Annotated in this window: 21 protein-coding genes; 5 read left to right on the forward strand and 16 right to left on the reverse strand. The window is 66.2% G+C overall.

Annotated elements, in window-relative coordinates; genetic code table 11:
* Window positions 1–27: 27 nt before the first annotated feature.
* Window positions 28–969: a LysR substrate-binding domain-containing protein gene (locus ACN0RJ_RS12350; RefSeq protein WP_417720178.1), complete on the reverse strand. Its 942-nt coding sequence runs from the start codon at window positions 967–969 to the stop codon at window positions 28–30.
* A gap of 217 nt (window positions 970–1186) precedes the next feature.
* Between ACN0RJ_RS12350 and katG the strand changes: the two genes are divergently transcribed.
* From katG to ACN0RJ_RS12365, 3 genes are all read left to right on the forward strand, one after another.
* Window positions 1187–3406: a catalase/peroxidase HPI gene (gene katG, locus ACN0RJ_RS12355; protein WP_417724452.1), complete on the forward strand. Its 2220-nt coding sequence runs from the start codon at window positions 1187–1189 to the stop codon at window positions 3404–3406.
* A 297-nt stretch (window positions 3407–3703) separates the two neighbouring features.
* Window positions 3704–4186, forward strand: a complete 483-nt coding sequence (locus tag ACN0RJ_RS12360; protein ID WP_417724453.1) for a hypothetical protein — start codon at window positions 3704–3706, stop codon at window positions 4184–4186.
* Between the two features lie 89 nt (window positions 4187–4275).
* Complete coding sequence (locus ACN0RJ_RS12365; protein ID WP_417724454.1) at window positions 4276–6279, forward strand: sigma-54-dependent Fis family transcriptional regulator; 2004 nt, start codon at window positions 4276–4278, stop codon at window positions 6277–6279.
* Here the strand turns inward: ACN0RJ_RS12365 and ACN0RJ_RS12370 are convergent, their stop codons facing one another.
* The 10 genes from ACN0RJ_RS12370 to ACN0RJ_RS12415 form a co-directional block, all read right to left on the reverse strand.
* Complete coding sequence (locus ACN0RJ_RS12370) at window positions 6280–6717, reverse strand: Twin-arginine translocation pathway signal (RefSeq protein ID WP_417724455.1); 438 nt, start codon at window positions 6715–6717, stop codon at window positions 6280–6282. It lies immediately after the preceding gene.
* 70 nt (window positions 6718–6787) lie between these two features.
* Complete coding sequence (locus ACN0RJ_RS12375) at window positions 6788–7831, reverse strand: NAD(P)-dependent alcohol dehydrogenase (RefSeq protein WP_417720183.1); 1044 nt, start codon at window positions 7829–7831, stop codon at window positions 6788–6790.
* A gap of 66 nt (window positions 7832–7897) precedes the next feature.
* Window positions 7898–9529 (reverse strand): molecular chaperone GroEL, encoded by a 1632-nt coding sequence (locus ACN0RJ_RS12380; protein ID WP_417724456.1) that lies wholly within the window; start codon window positions 9527–9529, stop codon window positions 7898–7900.
* Window positions 9530–9592: 63 nt separating this feature from the next.
* On the reverse strand, window positions 9593–10399 hold the full coding sequence (locus tag ACN0RJ_RS12385) for a metal-sulfur cluster assembly factor (protein WP_417720185.1): 807 nt from the start codon (window positions 10397–10399) through the stop codon (window positions 9593–9595).
* 4 nt (window positions 10400–10403) lie between these two features.
* Entirely contained in the window at window positions 10404–11426 is a 1023-nt protein-coding gene (locus tag ACN0RJ_RS12390) for an amidohydrolase family protein (protein ID WP_417720186.1), read from the reverse strand.
* A gap of 82 nt (window positions 11427–11508) precedes the next feature.
* Window positions 11509–11877, reverse strand: a complete 369-nt coding sequence (locus tag ACN0RJ_RS12395; protein ID WP_417720187.1) for an MmoB/DmpM family protein — start codon at window positions 11875–11877, stop codon at window positions 11509–11511.
* 21 nt (window positions 11878–11898) lie between these two features.
* Window positions 11899–12963 carry an aromatic/alkene monooxygenase hydroxylase subunit beta gene (locus ACN0RJ_RS12400; protein ID WP_417720188.1) on the reverse strand — a complete coding sequence of 355 codons (1065 nt, stop codon included), beginning with the start codon at window positions 12961–12963 and terminating at the stop codon, window positions 11899–11901.
* Between the two features lie 50 nt (window positions 12964–13013).
* Complete coding sequence (locus ACN0RJ_RS12405; RefSeq protein WP_417720189.1) at window positions 13014–14072, reverse strand: 2Fe-2S iron-sulfur cluster-binding protein; 1059 nt, start codon at window positions 14070–14072, stop codon at window positions 13014–13016.
* An 85-nt stretch (window positions 14073–14157) separates the two neighbouring features.
* Complete coding sequence (locus ACN0RJ_RS12410) at window positions 14158–15822, reverse strand: aromatic/alkene/methane monooxygenase hydroxylase/oxygenase subunit alpha (RefSeq protein WP_417720190.1); 1665 nt, start codon at window positions 15820–15822, stop codon at window positions 14158–14160.
* Between the two features lie 527 nt (window positions 15823–16349).
* Entirely contained in the window at window positions 16350–17609 is a 1260-nt protein-coding gene (locus ACN0RJ_RS12415; protein ID WP_417724457.1) for an RNA polymerase subunit sigma-54, read from the reverse strand.
* An 86-nt stretch (window positions 17610–17695) separates the two neighbouring features.
* Here ACN0RJ_RS12415 and ACN0RJ_RS12420 point away from each other — a divergent pair, with 86 nt between their 5' ends.
* Window positions 17696–18646, forward strand: a complete 951-nt coding sequence (locus ACN0RJ_RS12420; RefSeq protein WP_417724458.1) for a hypothetical protein — start codon at window positions 17696–17698, stop codon at window positions 18644–18646.
* On the opposite strand, the gene ACN0RJ_RS12425 is transcribed toward ACN0RJ_RS12420, so the two are convergent.
* From ACN0RJ_RS12425 to ACN0RJ_RS12435, 3 genes are read right to left on the reverse strand one after another with little or no spacing between them, the layout of a single operon-like run.
* Complete coding sequence (locus ACN0RJ_RS12425; protein ID WP_417724459.1) at window positions 18643–18822, reverse strand: hypothetical protein; 180 nt, start codon at window positions 18820–18822, stop codon at window positions 18643–18645. The two genes, ACN0RJ_RS12420 and ACN0RJ_RS12425, sit on opposite strands and share 4 nt — an antisense overlap.
* A 29-nt stretch (window positions 18823–18851) precedes the next feature.
* Complete coding sequence (locus ACN0RJ_RS12430; protein ID WP_417724460.1) at window positions 18852–19976, reverse strand: hypothetical protein; 1125 nt, start codon at window positions 19974–19976, stop codon at window positions 18852–18854.
* On the reverse strand, window positions 19973–20248 hold the full coding sequence (locus ACN0RJ_RS12435; RefSeq protein ID WP_417720195.1) for a hypothetical protein: 276 nt from the start codon (window positions 20246–20248) through the stop codon (window positions 19973–19975). The genes ACN0RJ_RS12430 and ACN0RJ_RS12435 overlap by 4 nt, the downstream gene beginning before the upstream one ends.
* Window positions 20249–20674: 426 nt before the next feature.
* Here ACN0RJ_RS12435 and ACN0RJ_RS12440 point away from each other — a divergent pair, with 426 nt between their 5' ends.
* A complete protein-coding gene (locus ACN0RJ_RS12440) occupies window positions 20675–21463 on the forward strand; it encodes a GNAT family N-acetyltransferase (protein ID WP_417724461.1) in 789 nt (262 codons plus the stop codon).
* Between the two features lie 6 nt (window positions 21464–21469).
* Here the strand turns inward: ACN0RJ_RS12440 and ACN0RJ_RS12445 are convergent, their stop codons facing one another.
* Window positions 21470–22213 (reverse strand): SDR family NAD(P)-dependent oxidoreductase, encoded by a 744-nt coding sequence (locus ACN0RJ_RS12445; protein WP_417720197.1) that lies wholly within the window; start codon window positions 22211–22213, stop codon window positions 21470–21472.
* A gap of 94 nt (window positions 22214–22307) precedes the next feature.
* Window positions 22308–23198 carry a LysR family transcriptional regulator gene (locus ACN0RJ_RS12450; protein WP_417720198.1) on the reverse strand — a complete coding sequence of 297 codons (891 nt, stop codon included), beginning with the start codon at window positions 23196–23198 and terminating at the stop codon, window positions 22308–22310.
* Window positions 23199–23338 lie beyond the last annotated feature (140 nt).

Genomic DNA, 23338 nt, shown 5'->3' on the forward strand with positions numbered 1-23338 from the left:
CGACTTTGGTCGGAGGCCGGTCGGCCCTCAGACAGGCGGCTTTCGGGGCCCTGTCTCCGCGGCGCGGCGCGCCTCTGCCAGATCCTCTCCGCAGGCACGGACGGTTTCGGAAATCTGGTGAAGCTGTTCCTTGAGCGGGCTGGTGTTGCGCCAGATCATGCCCACGGTGCGGGTCGGTTGCGCCCCGAGAAAGCGGGACACCGAAACCGGCGTCGCGCGGGTCTCCACCGGCACCGCCATCTCCGGGATCAGCGTCACGCCGATGCCGGCGCCGACCATCTGCACCAGCGTCGACAGGGAACTGCCGTCCAGCATCTCGCGCGGGAGCGCGGAGCGCACGTTGCAGAAGGACAGCGCCTGATCGCGAAAGCAATGCCCCTCCTCCAGCAGCAGCAGCCGCATCTCGCGCAGCGTTTCGCGGTCGGGAACGGGGACGCTTTCGTCGACCTCGGGACGGACCAGCACGAAGGTTTCCGAGAACAGCGGCACCTCGGTCAGCGAGGGTTCGGAGACCGGCAAGGCCACGATCGCCGCATCGAGCCGCCCGTCGGAAAGTTCCTGGATCAGGCGGGAGGTCAGCGTCTCGCGCACATGGATCTCGAGCGCGGGATGGCTTTGCGACAGCCGCGAGATGATCGAGGGCAGCAGATAGGGCGCGATGGTCGGGATCACCCCGATCCTGAGTCGGCCCGCAAGGCAATCGCGCGAGGCGCGGGCGATGTCGCCGAGTTCGTCCAGCGCCCTCAGGATGTCGCGCACGCGGGGCGCCACATCCTCGCCGACCTGCGTCAGGCGGACCTGGCGCGGCCCGCGCTCGAACAGCGTCACGCCCAGTTCGGTCTCCATGTCGCGGATCTGAACCGACAGGGCGGGCTGGGTGATCGACGCGGCCTCCGCCGCGCGCCCGAAATGCCCGTGAAGCGCCAGCGCATCGAAATAGCGCAGATGTTTCAGGGTCAGGTTCGCCATTAGAAAAATCTATCGCATCAATCAGAACATTCAACTTATTTTTATTGCCGCACAAGGCTAGAGTGATTCCGGAACGTCACGGGGGAGGAACATCGACACGCCGGACCGGCGCCACGACAGGTGGCGGCGCGGCTTTGCGACTTTCCCGGACATCGCCCCGATCCTCCCGGCAGCGGCCGGAAAACCTCTGATTTCATTCGACAAAAGGAGTCCTTCAATGGATGGTAACGATATGCCGGGCAAATGCCCGGTGATGCATGGCGCGTCCCGGCACACCACGGTGAACCTGCGCAGCAACCGCGACTGGTGGCCCAACCAGCTGAACCTGAAGATCCTGCACCAGAACACGCCGCTGTCGGACCCGATGGATACGGAGTTCGACTATGCCGAGGCGTTCAAGGCGCTGGATCTCGACGCGGTCAAGGCCGATCTCTACGCGCTGATGACCGACAGCCAGCCGTGGTGGCCCGCGGATTACGGCCATTACGGCCCGTTCTTCATCCGCATGGCCTGGCACAGCGCGGGCACCTACCGCACCGGCGACGGGCGGGGCGGGTCCTCCTCCGGTTCGCAGCGGTTCGCGCCGCTCAATTCCTGGCCGGACAACGCCAATCTCGACAAGGCGCGGCGCCTGCTCTGGCCGGTGAAGCAGAAATACGGCGACGCGCTGTCCTGGGCGGATCTGATGATCCTCGCCGGGAACTGCGCCATCGAATCCATGGGCGGCCCGGTCTTCGGCTTCGGCGGCGGACGTGCCGACATCTGGGAGCCCGAGGAAGACATCTACTGGGGTACGGAAGAGGAATGGCTGGCGACCTCGGACAAGCCGGGCAGCCGCTATTCCGGCGACCGGGTGCTTGAAAACCCCCTGGCCGCCGTGCAGATGGGCCTGATCTACGTGAACCCCGAAGGACCGGACGGCAATCCCGATCCCGTCGCCTCGGGCCGCGACATCCGCGAGACCTTTGCCCGGATGGGCATGAACGACGAGGAGACCGTCGCGCTGACCGCCGGCGGCCACACCTTCGGCAAGTGCCACGGCGCGGGCGATGCCGCGCTGGTCGGGGCGGAGCCCGAGGGCGAGGATATCGCCGCGCAGGGTTTCGGCTGGATGTCGACCCATGAGAGCGGCAAGGGCGGCCACACCATCACCAGCGGCATCGAGGGCGCCTGGACCGCCTCCCCGACGCAGTGGGACAACGGCTATTTCGACCTGCTCTTCGGCTACGAATGGGAACTGACGCGCTCGCCCGCCGGTGCGCAGCAGTGGACCCCGGTCGGTGTCGACGAGGCGCATATGGCGCCCGACGCGCACGATCCCTCGAAGAAGGTCAAGACCATCATGACCACCGCCGACATGGCGATGCGGATGGACCCGGTCTACGAGCAGATCTCGCGCCGGTTCCACGCCGATCCCGAGGCCTTCCGCGATGCCTTTGCCCGCGCCTGGTTCAAGCTGACCCACCGCGACATGGGCCCCAAGGCGCGCTATCTGGGCAAGGACGTGCCGGCCGAGGATCTGCTCTGGCAGGACCCGATCCCCGCCCGCGACCACGCGCTGGTGGATGCGGCCGACATCGCCGCGCTCAAGGACCGCATCCTCGGCTCCGGCCTGTCGGTGGCGGATCTGGTCAAGACCGCCTGGGCCTCTGCCGCGACCTTCCGGGGCTCCGACAAACGAGGCGGTGCCAACGGCGCGCGCATCCGTCTGGCGCCCCAGAAGGACTGGGACGTGAACGAGCCCGAGTCGCTCTCGCGCGTTCTTGCGGTGCTTGACGGCATCCGGGCGGAGTTCGATGCGGCCGCGACCGGCGGCAAGAAGGTTTCGCTTGCCGACCTGATCGTTCTGGGCGGCACGGCGGCCGTCGAAGCCGCGGCAAAGGCGGGCGGACACGCCGTCGAGGTGCCCTTTACCCCCGGCCGCACCGATGCGGGCGCCGAGCAGACCGATGCCGAAGGCTTTGACGTGCTGGAGCCGGAGGCGGACGGGTTCCGCAACTATCTCAAGGCCGACTACACCGTTCCGACCGAGAAACTGCTCGTCGACCGCGCCCAGCTTCTGACGCTGACCGCGCCCGAGATGACGGTGCTTGTCGGCGGTCTGCGGGTCCTGGGTGCGAACCACGGCGGCTCGGATGCGGGAGTTCTGACCGACCGCGTCGGCACCCTGAGCAACGACTTCTTCGTCAACCTGCTCGACATGGGCACGGCGTGGAAATCGGACGGCGGATCGACCGAGACCTTCGTCGGCACCGACCGCGACAGCGGCGCGCCCAAGTGGACGGCCAGCCGCGTCGATCTGGTCTTCGGTTCCAACTCGCAACTGCGGGCGCTGGCCGAGGTCTATGCCGCCACCGGGAACGCCGGCAAGTTCGTGCGCGACTTCGTCCGCGCCTGGACCAAGGTGATGAACGCCGATCGTTTCGATCTGGCCTAAGGTCTTGCCGGGCGCGGATTAACCCGCGCCCGGTTTCCCTCGGGGAGCTGCCGTTGCGTCAACGAGCCGCCTTCCGGAGGACATCCGGCGCCGTCACCGACCCGCGCCACGTCGCGATCCGGCCCGGATCGCACAGCCCGGCGCGGCGCATGACGCGCACAAAGCCCGCCTTTCCGGACCGGCCATTTCCGTGGCACCCGTGTCGGCGCATTGGCAGCCGGACACCGACAGAGCCAACAAAATAACGTATGCAGGATGTTTCTATTCTGTTAATCTTTTGTGCAGGGAGGACGGCACTTGGATATTTTCTCGAAACGCGACGGGCCGCGTCGTGAAGACGCGCAGGCCAAGCGACTGATATCTGAAAACTCTCACGTCATCAAAAAGCTCGCCGACCAGATCAGCGGCGGTGGCTACACCGCCATGCAGCAGACCATGGCCAAGGCGAAGGAAACGCCGAAACCCGACGGCCTGCTGATCCACGACCTCGGCCGGTCGCGCGGCGCCGAAGCGCCCCGGCCCTACGTCAAGGTCAGCATGAACAACCGCGTCGTTCTCGCGGACCTGAACAGCGGCAGGCAGATCCAGCTTCTGGGAGAGATCCGCGGCAATTTCTCGGGCAGACGCTTTGTTCTCGCCACCGCCGAGAACGGCTTCTACTCACCCGTCGAAGGCGAGATGCTCGATGCGCTGCGCCCGCTCGACGGCACGGAAATCCATCGCGGTTTCGACGACAAGGCGCTGGCCGAAGCCATAGGAACGGAACTCGGACTACAGTGACGGCGCCATGAGGGACCGGCGGAGGCGCAGGCGCCTCCGCTTTCACGAGAGCACGACACGCTCCAAGCCAGGCAGACACTGAGCCAGATATGCGAAGATCAAGCTACTTCACGCGTGCGCAGCCCCCCCGGACGTCCAGCCCGGAATATTCCGAAGGCCGGACCCGGCAGGCCTGGGAGAACTACGTGACCGGCCATGCCCTTGCCGATGTCGCCGATGCGCCGGTGCGCAACGAGATCGTGCAATCCTGGCAGCGCAGCCTGACCATGGGCGTCGACGCCTCGAAACAGCAATCCCGCAAGATAGAGGACCAGGACAACCTCCATCGCCTGCGCCGCCGCAACGCCTCGCTGCGGCAGGCGGCGAAATCGGCCTTCGCCCGGCTCGAACCGCACCTGGCCGAGGCCAAGGCGATCCTGATCCTGACCGACAAGGACGGCGTCATCATCGACGCCATCGGCGACCATTCGGTGCTGGACGAGGGTCAGGAGATCCACCTCGAAATCGGCGGCATCTGGAACGAGGACGCCATCGGGACCAACGGCATCGGCACCGCGCTCAAGACCGGCAAGGCCACATACGTGCACGCCGCCGAGCATTTCTGCCAGGGCGTGCAGGCCTGGACCTGCGCCGGGGTGCCGATCTTCGATCCCTTCGATCGCAGCGTGATCGGGGTCGTCGACCTTTCCGGGCCGCCGCACATCTTCCGCCGCCACAACATCGCGCTCGTCGTCGCCGCCGCCCGAGAGATCGAGATCGCGCTGGCCGAACAGCAGCGCGAGGAGCGGACGCTGCTTCTCGAAGCCTTCCTGAATTCCGATGCCACCCGCCCCGGCAACAGCGTTCTGCTGCTCGACAAGGCCGGGCGCATCCTGTTCCGCCGCGGGCTGGACGACAAGCTGCACCTTCCGCGTCCGGACCTTGCCGTCGGTCGTCAATTGCTCGCCCTCAGCGCCGGCATGTCCGACAGCGACATCAAGGCCGCGCTGCCGCCGGAACTGGAAACCGACGGAATCGAACGGCTGGAGTTCGAGGGCCGCCTGCGCGGTGCCGCGCTGTTCCTCAAGCAAAGCCGTGCCGCGCGGGTGCGGCTCGAGGATTCGGTCCGCATCAAGGCCCGCGCCAATGTCGACGAGGACGAGATCGTCATCGTCGGTTCCGCGCCCAAGATGCTCGAGGCGATGGAACTTGCGGAACGTGCCGCAGCCGCCAACGTGACGGTGCTGATCCAGGGCGAAACCGGCGTCGGCAAGGAGCTGTTCGCCCGCCTCGTCCACAGCCGCCTGCCGCGGGGCGGCGCGCCCTATGTCACGGTGAACTGTGCCGCCATCTCGAAGGAGCTGATCGGCGCCGAGCTCTTCGGCCATGTCGAGGGGGCCTTCACCGGCGCGGTGCGCGGCGGCAAGGCCGGCAGGTTCGAACAGGCCGACGGCGGTGTGCTCTGCCTGGACGAGATCGGCGACATGCCGGTCGAACTCCAGCCCTACCTGCTGCGGGCGCTGGAACAGAAGGCGGTCTACCGCATCGGCGACAGCGCCCGGCGTCCGGTCAATGTCCAGCTGGTCGCGATGACCAACCGCAACCTGCGTGACGATGTGGAAACCGGCCGGTTCCGCCGCGACCTGTTCTATCGCATCGGCATCGTCGCCATCGACGTCCCGCCCCTGCGCCAGCGCGGCAACGACATCCTGCTGCTGCTGGAACATTTCAACGAGACCTACGCCACCCGCTTCTCGCGCGAGCGGCTGGAGTTTCCGCCCGACGTGCTGGAGCGCCTGCGCAGCTATCGCTGGCCCGGAAACGTGCGCGAGCTGCGCAACATGGTCGAGAGACTGCACCTGCTCAAAACCCGGACCGAGGTCACGCTGCGCGATCTTCCGGCCGAAATCCTCGAGCCGGTCGGCGGCTTCGGCCTGTCCCATGACATCGAGATGTCGCAGGGGCCGGTGAACCTCGAAAACGTCGAGGCTTCGGCGATCCGGCGCGCCATGCTGGCGGAAAAGGGTAATCTGACCCGCGTCGCCGCGACCCTCGGCATTTCGCGCCCGACGCTCTACCGCAAGATCAAGCAGTACGACATTCCCCGAGACTGATCAGGGCACCGCGGAGCGCGCCATCCGGCCGTGCAGCGCCGTCACCAGACCGGCGCGCAGGCTGCGGACAAAGGCGCTGTCGTGAACCTCGCGCAGGACCTCCTGCCGGTCGGCCTCGTAGTCCATGTCGAGATAGCGGCGATAACCGCGCAACCGCGCCACGTCGTCGAGCGCGGCAATCCCGGTCTCGATCATCGGGCGCGCCTCCTTGGTGTCGTACCCCTTGAGCGCCACGGCAAAGGCCTCGTCCGGGAAGCCGTCGCCGGCGTGGAGGTCGCGCGCCAGCAGGATCAGCCCCGCCATCGTATCGGAGGGCAGGTGGTCGAGCTGCATCGCCCAGCCTCCGACGGTTCCGGCAACGAAGCCCGACCCGATGACAAAGGCCCCTGCCCCGGTGATCGCCCTGCGGCGCAGCGCGTCGGGTGACTGATGTTTCATGATCTCTTCCGTTCTTCCGGGGAAGGGCCGGGACGGCGCACCGCCCCGGCTTTCCGGTTTCAGGCCAGTTTCAGGGAACGATCACGCCGCGCCCGGTGAAGCGGCGGTTCTTGAAATCGTCGATGGCCTGGTTGATGTTCGCCAGCTTGTATTCGGTCTGGTGCATCTTCACCTTCCCGTCGGCATTCAGCTCCATCAGTTCGACCAGTTCGATGAAATCCCCGACAAGACTGCCGCCGATCTTGATCTCGTTGGCGACAAGTTCGAGCGTCGGCACTTCGACCGTGCCGCCGTAGCCCACCATGATGAGCTCTCCGCCCTGGCGCAGCAGCTTCCAGCATGTGTTCTCGGTGCCATGCTCGCCGACGAAGTCGATGGCCACATGCGCACCGCCGCCGGTCAGGTCCTTGACCTCCTGGATCAGGTCCGGCCCGCCGGACAGGACGATGTCCGCGCCCAGCTCCTTGGCCAGAAGCTGCGCCCCCGGTTCCCGGTCCACCGCGATGACCCGCGCGCCGCAGGTGTGCTTGAGCACCTGGAGCGCGATGTGCCCCAGCCCGCCGATCCCCAGAAGCAGCACGTAGCCGCCCGGCTGGAGAAGCTTCGCCGCCTTCTTGGCCGCCCGGTAGGCGGTGATGCCCGCATCGGCCATGGGCGCCACCGACAACGGCGTGATCCCGGTGTTGAGCTTGATGAGCGAGGCTTCGTTGGTCTTGAAGTACTCGGCAAATCCGCCATCGAGGCCGAGCCCGGGGAACAGCCCGTGATCGCAGTACATGTCGTGCCCGTAACGGCAGTTGAGGCAGATGCCGCAACTGCGGAACGGGTGGCAGATCACCGCGTCGCCGGGCTTGACCGAGGTGACGGCGCTGCCGACATCCTCGACCCAGCCGGCGTTCTCGTGCCCCATGACATAGGGCAGAAGCGAGCCTTCGCCGTCCATGATGTCCTTCCAGACACCTTCGATGATATGCAGGTCGGTACGGCACAGGCCTGCCGCACCGACCTTGACGACCACCTCGTCCGGAGCTGTGATTGTGGGAGGGGGAACGTCTTCAATCTTCAGCTCCACGTTCATCGCGGGGTCGTATTCGTATAGTCTTGCAGCCTTCATTTTTCGGGCTCCTTTCCTGGGATCGGGGCCGTGCGCGCCGTTGCGGGCGCACGGCCGGACACGGTGTTACGGACGGCCGAGCAGTTCGGCGCCGCCGCCGCGGGCCGCGCCTTCGGTCGGGTCGGCCTCGCCTTCGTCCAGATCGCCGACCAGCGTTTCCGTCGTGAGGATCAGCGTGGCGACCGATGCGGCGTTCACGAGCGCCGAGGCGGGCACCCGCGCGGGGTCGATGATCCCGGCCTCGAACATGTCGCCGTAGACACCGGTCGCAGCGTCGTAGCCGTGCCCCGCCGCGCCGGCGGTGATCGCCTCGACCACCGCGTCGGCATCGGCCCCCGCGTTGGTGGCGATCCGCCGGAGAGGCTGGGTCAGGATGCCCCGCACCAGGGCGATCCCCTTGCCCACGTCGCCGATGGCGGTGAGGTTGTCGAGCACCGGCGCCGCCTGGGCCAGCGCCGTGCCGCCCCCGGCGACGACGCCATCCTCGGCCGCCGCGCGGACGGCGCAGAGCGCGTCCTCGATCAGTTGGACCTTGCGCTTCTGTTCGACCGGGGTGAAGCCGCCCGCATAGATGATCGCGCTGCCGCCCGAGAGCTTGGCAAGGCGCTCGCGCAGCTTGTCCTGTTCGATATTCGGCGGTGCCACGTCATGCATCCGCTGCACCTGGTTGCGCCGGGCGACGACCGCGTCGTGATCGCCCTCGCCCCTCAGAACGCTGGTGGCGGAGGCGGTCGAGCGGACCATTTCGCAGCCGCCGAGCTGGTCGCGGGTGACATCCTCGATCCTCTTGCCGAGGTCGCGGGCCAGAACCTCGCCGCCGGTGATGATGGCCAGATCGTCCATCATGGCGCTGCGCCAATGGCCGTATTCCGGAGGATGCACGATGAGGAACTTGCCCGCCCCGCCGTTGCCGAGCAGCTTCATCACGACTTCGGGCGCGATTTCCTCCGCGATGATGAGCAGCGGACGCCCCTCACCTTCGGCGATCGCAATGGCCCCGTCCAGGATCGACGGCTGCAGGATCTTCTGGTCGGTCATCAGGATCAGCGGATTGCGCAGCACCGCCTCCATGTGCTCGCGGTCCGTCACCATGTGGTGCGAGATGTAGCCGCGTTCGAAGGACATGCCCTCCATCACCTCCATCGTCGTCTCGATGGTGACGCCGAAATCGGCGGTGATGACGCCTTCGCGGCCGACCCTGCGAAAGGCCTCGGCCACGAGATCCCCGAGGTCTGGATCGGTGGCCGACACCCGCGCCACGGCTTTCAGGTAGTCGGGGTTCGCCTCGCAATCGCGGGACGACTGGTCGATCGCGTTGACGATGCGCTGCACCGCCATGTCGATGCCCTTGCAGAGATCGACCGGCTTCACGCCGTTGTCGGTCAGGGCCACGCCACGCTGGATCAGCGCGTTTGCCAGAACGATGGCGGTGGTGGTGCCGTCGCCCGCCACCTCGTTGGTCTGCATCGAAACCTCGCGGACCACCTGTGCGCCCATGTTTTCGAAGCGGTCGCGCAGTTCGATTTCCGATGCGATGCTGACCCCGTCACGGGTGATGAGCGGGGTGCCCACCGGGCGGTCCACCATCGCGTTCATGCCCTTGGGCCCCAGCGTCGGTTCCACCGCTGCGGCAAGCCGCGCGACCCCGCGTGCCAGCGCCTTGCGGGCGAATTTTCCGTGTACAAGCAGTTTTGCCATGTCTTCCTCCTTCACCGCGCGGGCCTGCCGCGGGTGTCCTCCCTAAACATTCGGTCTTGTCCGTTACTTGCGCGTCGCCACGCTCTCCCGCGGCGGCACGCGACCGGCGATAAAATCCACCAGGGTCGGCCCGTCGGGACCGATCTCGACCTCCTTGTAGCGGGTCGAGGCAAGGCCCCGGCACATCGCCCCGTTGAACTCCATGTTGATGCGGGTGCCCCGCAGCCGTTCGAGGTGATCCGGCAGCGCCCGTGCCGAAAGGGGCCTGCCCTCCCAGGTCGGAAAGGCCGGATCGTCCGGGCCGCGCGCCAGCCCCCGCGACAGGAGCAGCTCACGGTAGCGCGGTTTCTGCGCCGCCTCCTGCCTGCTTTCGAAGCGGATCCGGTCGAACGCGCCGAGGGTCATCGCGACGATTTCCCCCGCCGTCATCCCGCGCTTGCGCAACCCCAGCAGCATGACCTCCTGCCGGCGGTCGAAGGCCTTGGCGAGGAACTTGTCCGCGACCTCGGCCAGGTCGGCGCCGTCGCAATAGTGCGCGAAGACCTCGCCGAAGGCCCGGCCGCTGTTCACCCCCTCGTTGACCTCCTCTCCGAAGCAATGATCGCCCAGCGTGACCTGCATGTCCTGGACCCAGGGCAACGCACAGACCGCGCGCCGGATGCCGAAGGCCATCAGGAACGCGAAATTGGGCGAACACCAGTAGGTCGGCAGCCGGAAATCCACTTCGACCCGGCGGCCGTCGATGACCTCCACGCGCTCGACGAAGCCCATCTCGGTGACGGGTTCGTCGAGTTCGGGATCGGTCACCGTCTCCAGGCATTCCCAGACCTCCATCTCGAGGTCGGCCCTGACGATGTCCGTCATCAGCATGGCCCTACTCCGCCGCGATCTGCACCGGAGCGCCGGAAAGCTGCGCCGTCTTGGCCGCGACGTCGATGTCGTAGAGCCGCGCCGCGTTCAGCCCGAGGATCTTTTCCTTGATCGCATCGGTCAATTGCACGCCGCGTTCCTGCGCGATGTCCTCGGGGATCTGGTAGTTCCAGAACTTCTCGACCAGCCATTGCGGCGTCCAGATCGCGTAGTCCGACCCGAAGAGCAGCTTGTCCTCGCCGAGCCAGAAAAGCAGTTCTGCGATCACCTCGCCGAAATAGCGCGGGCGGGCATGGATGAAGGGAAGCGCAACGGCGAGCCCGCCGTAGACGTTGGTTTCCTGCGTGGCGATCCAGCAGAATTCATCGAGGCGCGGCAGCCCGCAGTGTTCGATGATCCAGTTCAGGTTCTGGAAGTCGGTCGCCGCGTAATCCACGTCGCGCACGTCGAAGGCGTCGAGGCTCAGCGGGATGATCGTCGGGCCCTTGTGGACGTGGATGTTCTTGATCCCCAGCTTCTCGCAAAGCTCGAAGCACCTGTAGGCGGCGGGATCGTTCAGCGCCCACCCCTTGGAGTCGCCGTTCCACTCGGCCGTGTACATCTTCACGCCGGTGATATCGAACTCTTCCTTCATGTAGTGGATGTATTCCAGCGCCTTTTCCCCGTCGCGCGGATCGAAGGTGCCGTTGATGATGAAGCGTTCGGGATGACGCGCCGCCATCGAGGCGCTGCGTTCGATCTTGGAAAAGCCGGTCTTGTAGAAGTCCGAAAGGTAGGTCGACTGGATGATCGCCATGTCGTCGGGACCGTCGACGAAAAGGTCGCGGTAGATGTCATCCTCGGAATACTTCTCGAACTTGGGCTTTTCCCAGAGATGTTCCTTGGGGCTCAGGTTGGTGTGGTAGGCATAGAAGCAGTCGATGAACTGCTTGCCGTGGATATTGGACTGGTTCTCGGGGCTGCCGTCCCAGAAATGGGTGTGGGCGTCCAGAATGAACACTTCCTTGCCGTCGGGTGTCTTGAACATGGTTTCCTCCCTCGAAATCACTGTCGGATGGGCTGTTTGGGGGTGACGGGGCCGGTGTCCCTCCCGGCCCCGGATCGGTGGATCAGATGAACTCGAACATCTCTTCCATGTCGCCGTAGAGGACGACGGTGTTGTCATCGACGCGCACCATCCGCCCATAGTGGGTGGAGGTGTTCACCTCGAAGATTTCCGCCGTCATGTCGCGGCCGAGGAATTCGGCGATCTCGTCCATCTTGAAGATCAGCTTGCCCTCGCCGTCGACGCGGATGGTGGCCGGGTTGTAGGTGACCGTCACCTTGGGGTCCTGATCCATGAACTCGGCGATGGCGCGGGCCTCGACGCTGTCGTTCATCGTCACCCCGCACTGGTGCGAGATGGACTGTTCGAAGGTGATGTCCTTCATGGCCTTGAAGATGTTGCCCTTGGACGCGTCACGTGCAGTGCTGGACATGTGTGTCTCCCTTGAATGCGATTAACGGTTCAGGCCCAGCTCGCCGAGGATCTGGCCGATGCGCTCGTGCGACACGGCTTTGACATCCTCGAACGAGACCGGCTTGGAATGCGGCTGCGACCAGATCGGCTGCAGCGCGGCGGCGGCCTTGTCGGCCAGGTCGCCGTGCTTCTTGATCCAGGACTGGAACAGCGCCCTGTTCTGCGCCCCGAACTCCGGGTCGTTGGCCAGCAGGTAGACAAGGTCGACCGTGTTGGCGAGGTTGCGCTCGTAGTCCGCCTCGGCGGCCGAAATCACCGGCGGGGTGATGAAATCGTTGTTCGCCGCCGCCGCCTGCATCAGGAACCCCGAGCGGAACAGTTCGCCCACCAGCGGTTCGAAGATGATGTTGATGGCGAAATACTGTTCGAGGTAATCCTCGGTGCCCATGATCGTCTCGATCGCCTCGCGGGTCGGCTGCCAGATCGGATCCTCGAGCCAGGCGGTCTTGCCCAGCGTGTCGTCCCAGCCGTCGATATCCATGCCGATCTCGGCCAGGTAGAGCGTGATGTCCTGCGATAGCCGCATCTTGTACGAGGAATTGGTCAGCGTGGCGTTGTTGATCATCTGCGTGTAGCCGTAGCGCTGCGCCTGCATGAGCGAGGTGCCCATGCCGAATTCCGCATGCTTCCAGGCGCCGAGATGCTTCTGCAGCACCATCGTCCAGACCTTGTCGAAGGCGGTGGGGGCGCCGGCCTTGCGGGCGTTCGAGATCACCGCCTGCACCATCGTCTCGATCCGGGACTGGCGCTGGTAGTGGGTCCGCTCCCATTCCTGGTCCGGCGCGCGGAAGGCGTGCCAGTTCGACGACTGCGCCTTGGTGTAGGTCTTCTGATAGGCGCCGCCGCCCTTGCCGCCCTCGAACTCGATGATCCAGTTCTGGATCAGGTAGCGTTCGGGATCGGGCTGCACGTCGACGGTGACGTCCTCGTAATGGGTCGCCCGCTTGCCGCGCGGTTCGTAGTAATTGTACTTGCGGCTCTTGGACCCTGCGAAGATCGCGGCGCCTGCTGCCCCGGATCCGACCGAGCTTGATGTTGCTACCATTGTAGCCTCCCTTGTTGATGAGTGTTCACGTCACTAGCGTTCGGGCCGTTTCAGTGGCCCGAAGAACCGGAAGTGGGCGTGAACTTGTCGTAGAAGATGCGATCCGTGTCGTAGTCGTGCATGAAGAGCACCGGCGTCAGCGCGTCGATCATCGGCGGCGGGCCGCAGGCATAGACATCGCCTTGGCCTTCGATCCCCAGCCCGCGCAGGGTGCGGTCGACGCATTCGTGCACGAAGCCCCGCTCGCCCTCCCAGCCGTTGCCTTCTTCCTCGTGGCTCAGCACGGGGATGAAGCGCACCGAAGGATGGGCCGCCGTCACCGCGCCGATCTCGTCCAGCTTGAACAGGTCGGATTGCGACCGGGCGCCGTAGAAGAAATAGACCGGGCGCTCTTCGCCGCTCGCGATGTGGTCGTGCAGGATCGACCAGACCGGCGACATGCCCGACCCCGCCCCCACCAGGATCACCGGTCCTTCCCGGTCTTCCCGTCGGAAGCACATCCCGTAGGGTCCGGTGACCCTGACCTCGGCCCCGGCGCGGATTCCTCCGTCGTCGAGTTCGTTCGAGAATCGTCCGTCGGGGTATTTCTTGATGATGAAGGAGAGGCTCTGGGTTTCGCTCGGCGGATTTGCCATGGAGAACGAGCGTGTAATCTCCTCCCCCTCTTCGGTCCTGACGGTGATGTCGACATATTGGCCCGCCCAGAATTTGAGAGGCGCATCCAGGTCGATCCGAACGCTCCGGATGTCGTGGGTCAGCTTGCGGAAATCGACGATGCTGCCGGAATAGTCCTTCACGGGAATGGACTTGGAGAGCAGCTCCTCGTCGTAGTTGAGCAGTTCGATCTCCACGTCGCTGTAGGCCAGCGTGCGGCACATCAGGACGTGCCCGCTGTCCTTCTCGCCGTCGTTCAGCGCGAAGGTCGAATATTTCAGCATCTCGGTCTCGCCCTCGAGCTGCACGCATTTGCAGGCCGAGCACTGGCCTTCCTTGCAGCCGTGCGGCAGCGCGATGCCCTGGCGGAAGGCCGCATCGAGGATGGTCTCGCCCTCCTCGACCTCGAATTCCACGCCAACTGGCTCCAATCGGACGGTATGGATGTCCGCCATGTCTGTCTTCTCCCGGGTCCTTCCGCGCCTCTTCCGGGCGCAGCTTTGGTGGAGAGGCCGCGCGGCGCGGCCTCTCCTTTCGGCATCAGTTGCAGGGGTTGATGGTGAAGCCCTTGCGATACTCGGCGATGTGCGCCTCGCGATCCGTCGGGGACATCCCGCGCAGCGCGTTCAGCGGCGACCCGAGCGTGTGGCCGCGGACGTGCTCCAGCTTCCACATGTCCTTGTCGTCGAACCGCAGGTGCGGCTGCGGCACGAGCGTCTGGCCGTCGTCGCGGACGAAGTTCAGGTCCTTGATCGCGTCGGCAAGATCCCAGCCGTCATAGACCGTCTCCCACTCGCGCTTGCCCGAGAACTTGCCCATCGCCGGAGTCGGCCGGCCCTGGTATTCGTTCGAGAAGGCCTCGACTGCGGTCCAGCGATCCAGCTCGTGCGCGAAGGTGTGGAGCTGCCCGTCGATCTCGTCGACCACCATGTCCTCGCGGATGAGGCAGGGCACCAGGCAGGACCAGCAGCGGTGCGGATAGACGTAGCCGACATCCTCGTTGAAGGTGATGATCTTTTCACCGGGGACCGACAGCTTGTCGTACCATTTCCAGAACTCGCCGAACTCGGCGTACCAGCCCGGGTACTTGTGTTCGAACCATTCGAAGTCCTTGTCGGTCTGGGCCTCGATCCGCCAGAAGTTGACGGGCCAGCCGACGGCAAAGAACTGGGCGACCTTGTGGACGTAGTTCTTTTCGGTGATCCGCTTCCAGGCTTCCTGCACGTCGTCGTGGTGCACCTTCACGCCATACTTCTCGAGCGGCAGCATGTAGGTCCGGTAGTAGTCCTCGAAGATCCAGCGGTGCCACATCTCCGCGTAGGATTCCTTGTCCTTGTCGCGGTTGGTGGTGCCGTATTCGATGAAGGTGCCGATGGCGGCATCGACGATGGCGTGGTTCTGCCAGAAGGCGTAGCGCAGGTCGCGCTCGAGCAGCAGGTGGTTCTCCGGCTCCTTCAGAGCGGCCATCAGCAGCGAATGCCCGTTGCCGATGTGGCGGCTCTCGTCGGACTGCACCGACAGGAACACCGTCGGCAGCGCATAGTCGCCGTTGCGGGCGGCTTCGGACGGCATGGCCACGAACAGCGTGTTGGTGAAGGCGGTTTCCGCAACCACGGTCAGGTACATGCAGGCGGCGGTCATGGTGTCGCCGGTGATGAACCCCTCGCCGAACTGGCGTCCGATGGTGGTGGCATAACACTTGCCGAAGGCTTCTTCGGTGATGTCGAAGCCGGCCGGATCGATGTAGTTCTCCATGTACCACTTCTTCAGGTTCATCTGAATCGTGGAGTGGCGGAATTCATCCACCATCTGCATGGTGAAGCCGGTGCGCAGATCCTCCCCCGGTGCGAGACGGGCCACCATGGCCATCGACCGCGCGGCCGAGATTTCCGGGAAGGGGATGATCGCCAGGAACAGCTTCATCCATTCGATCCAGCGCGGTTCGACATTGCGGAACATGTCGCCACGCAGAGCGGCGTCGAGCGCGCCGTAGACGCGGTTGTCCTTTTCCTCCTCCATGGGGAAATACGACCGCAGCACCTGCTTCATCGGATCGCGCGGTGCCTTGGTGATCTTGTAGTCCGTGGGGAAGGTGCTTGCCTCCTGGACGTAGGTGGGATTCCAGCCGAGGTCCGAAATCTTCTTCGTGGCCTCCCCGACCGAAATGCCACGCTGCGACGTGATCTTGTTCAACGTCAAAGTCATGCCATGAGCCTCCTCTCAAGCTCGGCGGCCGGTGGTCCGGCCGCGATGATGGGCGACATGCGTCGCCGGGTTCAAAGCGCCCTCCGCCCGGGTCGGGCATCGGGCCGTGGATCACGGCAAAGGTTGGAAAGCGGCGGCTTTGCTGCGGTGCGGCGCGCCGGGTGGGCTGGCGGGCCGGATTTCGCTGCGGTGCGGCTTCCTCTCCTTCGTTCTTGCGACCTCCCCGCCGGGGGCGGAGCGTTCATCTTGTGCCGATCCAATAGGCAGGCGGCGTTCCAGAGCCGGGAGAAGGGCGGGATCTTTCCGGAAAATTCCCGCCATGGTGTTGATTTTAAGAAGTTTTATTTTCCACTTATTTTTGTGCGGAAATTTCCGGGGCGGGGGCGCACCTGCGACAGGCCGCCGCACCGTCACATTGCGTTACACCCCGGTCGGACGGCGGGCGGATGGACGTTACAGCGGACAGTGACGCAGCGTTACACCGGACATCCCGGATGTCCGGTCGTGCGCGTTCGGGACGGGATGGATCAGGCGCGTCGGCGCCGCAGCGCAGCGGGCGCATAGCCCAGAAGCTGGCGGTATTTCGCTGCCATGCGGCGCGAAAGGGTGACGCCTTCGGCCAGCAGCAGCGCGGCCAGCCGGGCGTCGGACAGGGGCGCGGCGGGGTCTTCGCTGTCCAGAAGCCCCCGAAGCAGCGCCATCACCTGCGTTCTGGAATGGGCGCCGCTCCCTCGCGAGGCGGCGCCGGAGCAGAGATCGCGCGCGCCGATCACGCCGTGCGGCCCTTCGATCAGGTAGCCGTTCAGGACGCGGCCGACGGTGCTCGCGTGAAACCCGGTCGCCCGGGCGAGATCCGCCATCGCCAGTGGGTGCAGGGCCACCGCGCCGTGGTCGAAATAGGCCTGCTGGCGGACGACGAGTTCGGCCACGACCTTGCGCATCGCCGAGAGCCGCAAGTCCAACGCCTGTTTCAGCGCCCGCGCCTGTTTCAGCGCCTGCGCGACCTCGTCGCTGCGCAGGCCGCGCGGAAGCGCGGCGATGCCGACCGTCGGTTCCGAAGCGGCGTGGAAGCGGACCTCCCAGCCATGCGGCCCGCGGACCACCTGCGCATCCGGTTCGCGCATCAGGGCGGCAGACGGCGGGGCAAAGCGCGCGCCGGGCTTGGGGTCGAGCCTGCGCAGCGCCGCCAAGCAGTCGAGCACATGATCGTGCGACACTCCCGTCCGTTTCGCGATATCGCCTGCGTTGCCGCGTTCCAGCAGATCGAGATGCGCCAGCACGGCCAGCATGTCGGGACCGACCTCGCCCTGCTCTTCCAGTTGCAGGCGCAGGCACTCCTGAAGCGAGCGCGCAAAGAGCCCCGCGGGCTCCACCCGTTTCTGCACCAGCGTCAGGACCGAGGCCACGTGCGCCTCGGCGATCCCGAACCGCCCGGCGATCCCGGAGAGTGGCGCGCCCAGCCATCCGCTCGGCTCCAGTTCCTCGATCAGCGCCTCGACGATCCTCGCCAGCAGGCCGCCGCGCGCCAGCAGGCCGCGCAATTCGGCGGTCACATGGGTGAACAGGCTGGCGGAGGCCTCTTCCGCCATCGCCTCCAGCGCGTCGGTCGTGCTGTTGCGCACCCGCAGCCGCCGCCTCGGACGCGTCACGAGAAGGAGCGGATTGACCTCGGCGGTTTCGAGCAGGAAATCGGTCAGCTCCTGCGACGACATCCGCAGAAGCGCCATCGACTGGTGAAGCACGAACGCCTGCTTCTGCGTGGTCACAAGGCCGAGGCTCATCGACATGAGACTGCCCCCCGCGCAGAAAATTCTGGCCGCGGAACCGGCCGCGCGTCTATCCTGCGGGAAACCCAAAGCGGATGGACCGGCCCATGAGCGACGATCTGATCGGCGAAATCGTCCCCCTGGACAGTGCACCGCCCGAGTTGTCGTATCCGGGCCTCTCGCCGCAGTTGCTGGCGCGGGTCCGGCAGCTCTGGTCGGCGCAAGGGCTTGATTTCGATGGCCCCTGGCGGATTGCCGTGCGCGCCATGCCGGGCTTTCGCGCGCTGCCCCGGATCGACACGGGCACCAGCGCGCAGGTCGATCTGGTGTTTCTCTTTGATCAATGCGTGATCTGGCTGAAGGCGTTGAACCAGGCCGCGACGCAGGGCCGCGCGCAGGGCACGGCAGGCCCCGATCCCGCGCAATGGCAGGGCATGACGGCCGTCTCCGCCCGCCTGATCGAACAGGTCACCGCGCTGCGCATGCTTGCGCTGACCAACCTCCCGATGCCCGCAATGCAGATCGCCCGGTCGATCTCGGAAGATGTGGACATGATGCTGGCGCTGCTGGCGCGTCGCAAGCTCGCCGCGCGGTTCGTCGCCTGCCGCGATGTGGAGGAGGCGAACGAGTTCTGGCGCCGCCACATCGCCGGCGGCCGCGCCTTTCGCGCCGTCACGGAAAAGCTCTACGACATCGGGCTCGATCACTCCGCCGATACCGACTACGCCCGGTGGCGGCAGCAGGTGCTCGCGGTTCTCGGGGCGGCGGTGCACAGCAACGCCCTGACCCCGCCCGAACCGGACCGCCGGGGGCTGGGCAACGACGATTCCCTCTATTTCTCGACCTTCCGGCTTCATGAGCTCTGTGCCTATGCGCATCTCATCGCCCCCGATCTGAGCGACGCGCTTGGCCGCGCCGCGGACATGGCGGCGCCCGCCGGCGCAGCCGACGCGCGCCTCGCCCCGCTGGCCGCGCCGCTGGGGCGGGTGCTGATCCAGCAGATCCGCAGCCTGTCGCGTCCCGCGCCCCGCCACGCGGGCGGGGCGACGCGCCACTAGTGGACCGGCTCTTCGGTCTTTCCGAACTTGCCCTCGGCGATCCAGCGCGCGGCGAGCACCAGCGCGCCCATGGCGAAATCCTTGCCATGCGCCTCGACCATCTCTTCCGCGATCGCTGCGAGCGATTTGAAATAGCGGTCCTTGCTCTGTTCTTCGACTGACAGTTCAGGTTTCATGGTTCCTCCCGATTTTCATGTGTTTGCAGTTACTTGAACATGACCTTGGGAAAGGTCACGATGCCCGCGCGGCCATCGGCGAACCCGATCGCCAGGTGCGTACCGTCCCCGGACCAGTCCAGCGCCGTGACCGGCGCGCCCGCCCCTTCGCGCAACATCAGCTCGTCGCGCCCACCGAGCGGGCAGAGTGTCACCAACCCGCTGGCATAACCCACCGCGCAGGTGTCGCGCACCGGGTTCGGCGCAACCCGTTCGACGATGGTCAGCCCCGCCCGGCCGCTGCGGATCGGGTCGCCCTCGTGGTCTCCGAACGGCAGGTCGGGCAAACGCCAGCCGACCACGCGAAAGGCCCCGGACGCGACCAGCGCCTCCGCCTCGGCGTTGAACCCGGCCGACATGACCGGGGCGGGGAAATCGACGATCCGGTCGGCAAGGCCGCGCAGCACATCGACCAGAACCAGTGACTTGTCCTCGCAACCCGCCGCGATCCAGCGCCGGTCCCGCGACCAGGCAAGGCTGTTGACCTGACCGGGGGCCGCGATGACGGCCAGAACGGCCAGCGTTCCGGCCTTGAGGATGGTGAAACGTTCGGGCGACCAGGCGACGATCAGCATGCCGTCGGCCGAAGCCTCCAGCCGCTCTACCGGCAGGGGGAGCGCGCAATTCGCCAGCAGGGTCATGTCCTCGGCATCCATCAGGCTCAGATGGCCGTCCCGCGCGACACAGATCCGCTCCGTCCCGACCGAGCAGAGCGCCGAAACCGGCGCCACCCCGTCCCGCGCCAGGCGCACGGTCTGACCCCGCGCCGTGACCCGCCAGAGCGAGGCCCCCTCGCCCGCGACCGCAAAGCCCTGCCCGCCCAGCGCGCAGAGCGCGGCGCCGGGGCGCAGGCGTTCGGTCCGCTGGGGATGGGGCAGCGCCCCTTCGCGCGGGCGGATCGTGGTGCGCCCGGTTTCCAGGTCCATGCGGATGCGCTTTTCCGGGTGCTCGGAATCCGCCACCGGCAGCATGGTCAGGGTGCCGTCCTCCATCGCGCAGGCCACCGCGCTGGTCCCGGCGTTGAAGGTCAGCCCGGTGACGGCCCCCTCCAGCGCCCATTCCCGTCCGATCAGGTCGAACAGGTTGGTCGCCTGCGGTGGTTTGGTCTCGATCATGTCGCTTCTCCCTTGCTGTGCCGCGCCAATGCCTCGTCAAGCGCGGCCATGTCCCGTTCCAGTGTTCCGATCCGGCCTTCGCAGGCGGAAATCTCGTCGCGCAGCATCGCCATGCCCTGCGCCGTCTCCTCGACCTCGCCCATCTCCAGAACCTCCATCCCGCAGAGCCGCTGGTTCAGGCGCAGATGCTCCGCCGTCGCCGCCGAGATCTTCTGCGCAACGGCGAGCCGGGCCATCAGCAGGCCTTCGAGGGTGTCGGGGTTGTCCGTCACGGCGCACTCCCGGTGATCCGGGGGACGGACAGCGGCTGCCGTCGTCGCTCCGCGCCTGTCGGAATGGTCTTGAAAGGACGGATATCGCTCGTGATCATCGCGGCCTCCCCTCCGTTGATCCAAGGTCGCAACAGGCTATCGCCGCGCCGCCGCCGTGCAATCAAAACCTTTGAAAAATATGAATTTTTGGCGGACAATGGCTGGAGCGGCGGGAAATCGTAAAGCCCCGTTACACCGTCCGGAGGAGGACGTAAAAATGTGTTCCAACCCCTCGGCCGCCCGGCTGCCGCGATGCCCATTCCGCCGCGACGCAGCGAATCGGTTTGCGTGCCTTGGCGGCGCCGATCCCCGCGTCGCAGCCATCTGGTCCGTCCGATGATCCAGCCTCCGCCCCCCTCCGTTCCGCCGCGCCCGACGCTTCGCGAGATGCGCGACGACGACCTGGCCGAGATCGCCGCCCAACTCTCCGATCCGCGCGTCGCCGAGTGGCTTGCCGCCATCCGCCCGCCGGTCGACCCGGCGCAGGCGCGCGAGGTGCTCGCCGTCGCGCGCGATCCGTTGCAGACGGTCCGGCTGCTGGAGCTCTCGGGGCGGGTGATCGGCGGCTTCTGTATCGGCCCGCGGTTCTGGTACTGGCTTGATCCGCGGCATCAGGGCGGCGGGCACATGACGTGTGCCCTGCACGCCGCGCTCGGAGCCTGTTTCGCGAGGGACGGTCCGCCGCTGATCGCGACCTGCCGCGAGGACAACGCCACCTCGGTCGCGCTTCTCCACAGGCTCGGCTTTTCGCCCCGTCCGGTGACTCGGCGCCTGTTCTTTCATGGCGCGGGATCGGCCATGACATGCCGCGACCACGTGATGACCCCCGAGCAATGGCATTTCCTGAACCCGCCGCGGCGCCAGGCGGGCAAGCTGATCCTCAGGCCCGCACGGCAGGAAGACCTCGCCACGGTGCAGCAACTGCTCGAAGGCGAGACGCCTGCACCGCCCTGGCCCCGGCCGGGCGCCGACGCGGTACGCGCCTTTCTGGAACGGCATCGCTTCCGTGGGTGGGCGGACCCTGCGCTCTGGATCGTCGAAACGGACGAGCGGCGGGCGATCGCCATGGAGCTGAGCACCGCAGGATCGGGAGACACACACCTGCGCCCTGCCCGGCTGGAAGCACAGCTTCGCCCGGCAGTCCGGGCGGCACTGTCCGACCCCGGAGGCGCGTGACCCACCTTACTTCAGCGTATACCCCCCGTCGGCCAGCAGATCGCTGCCGGTGATGAAGGCCGCGGCATCGCTGACGAGGAACAGGGCCGCCTCGGCGATTTCCGAGGGTTTGCCGATGCGCCCGATGGGATGGCGCGGCCCGTGCTGGTTCAGAACCTCCTCCTCGCTGCCCGCGCGGCGGATCAGGCGGCTGGTCATGACCGCCCCCGGCGAGAGGCTGACCGCGCGGATGCCTTCGTCGGCATGGTCCAGCGCCAGTGTCCGCGTGAGCGACATCAGCCCGGCCTTGCTTGCCGAATAGGCGGCATGACCCCGCGCCGTCACGTGCCCGAGCTGCGAGGCGATGTTCAGGATGACGCCCTTGGTCTCGCGCAGATGCGGGATCGCGGCGCGGGACAGCAGGAAGGCGCCGGTCAGGTTCACATCCAGCGTGTGCCTCCACGCCTCCACCGGCAGATCGCAGATCTTGCCGATGCGCGACTCGGCGGCCGCGTTGTTGACGATGATGTCGATCCGCCCCCAATGCGCGGCAACGGCCCGGACGGTCCGGTCCACCGCGTCCTCGTCGGTGATGTCGCAGGCAAGCGGCAGAACCCCCTCGCCGGTTTCCCCCGCCAGCGCGACCGGTTCGAGATCCACAAGGCAGACACGCGCCCCGGCCTCGTGAAGCCGCGCCGCGATGGCCTGCCCGAGATCGCCGCGCGCGCCGGTGATGATCGCGACGCGATCCGCGAGTGGTCTGGATGTCATTGTGCCCGGATCCTTCTGAAGTCGGACCTCCCCGGTGCGATAGTTCACCGGCGGCCACCGCGATGGCAAGGGACAACCGCCTGGCGGGGGCAGGTCAGCGCGGACCGGCGCGCGTCACCCTGACGTAGTCCTCGATGAAGCGTTCCGCGATGAGCGACAGCTTCTGACCCTTCAGATGCGTCGCCAGCAGGGGCAGGTACTGATCGGTCTCGACGGGCCGCACGCACACCACATCCTGGTTCGCGGCAAGCGCGGTATCCTCGTCCACAAGCGCGATGCCCCCGGTCGCCTCGGCCACCCGGAGCGCCATGGAGATGTAGCGCACCTCGACGAAGGGGGCGGCGTTTCGGGCCGAGACCGGCAACACCGACTCGATGATCCGGCCGACCTCGGACTGCCGGGGGTAGGAGATCAGCTTGCGCCCCTTAAGGTCGTCGGGCCGGATCGTCTCGCGTTCGGAAAGCGCATCATATTTCGGCAGAACGCAGAATATCGGCAACTTCGCGAGCAATGAGGACTCGAGGTTCGGATGCTCCAGCGGCGTGATCGTGAGGCCGAATTCGGTCATCCCGGAGAGGATCATCGAGACGATGCGCTCGTTCGAGGGCATGTCGATCTTGAGCGCCACCTCCGGCCGGTCCTGATGAAAACGCCGGATGGCCTGGGGCACGCAGCCGTTCGTCATGGTGGGGCTGCAGACAAAGTTCAGGACCCCGCGCTCGCCCCTGCGAAGCTGCTCGGAAAAGGCATCAAGCGATTGTAATGCCGTAAAGAAATTGCGCGACCGCTCATAGAGCAATGTCGCTTCGCGGGTCGGGACGAGGCGCCTGCTGCGACGGTCGAACAGTTGCAGCCCGATCTGCGATTCAAGCTGGCGCAGCTGGTTCGACACCGCCGGCTGCGAGATCATCAGAAGCTCTGCCGCCGCCGAAGTGGAGCCCGACTGCATGACGGCGTTGAAGATCTCGAGGTAGCGGACGTTCACTCGTATAACCCTGAGTTATATGGATGCTCCGACAATTAATTGGAAATTCACTGGGGGCAAAGAATTCAATCCGGTCAGGTCTCGGAGACCGGCGCGGGGCGGCTCATGGCCGGGGGGACGCGTGACCGGCAGGGCAACGC

It is taken from the genome of Salipiger sp. (assembly GCF_048261495.1).
Lineage (GTDB): Bacteria > Pseudomonadota > Alphaproteobacteria > Rhodobacterales > Rhodobacteraceae > Salipiger.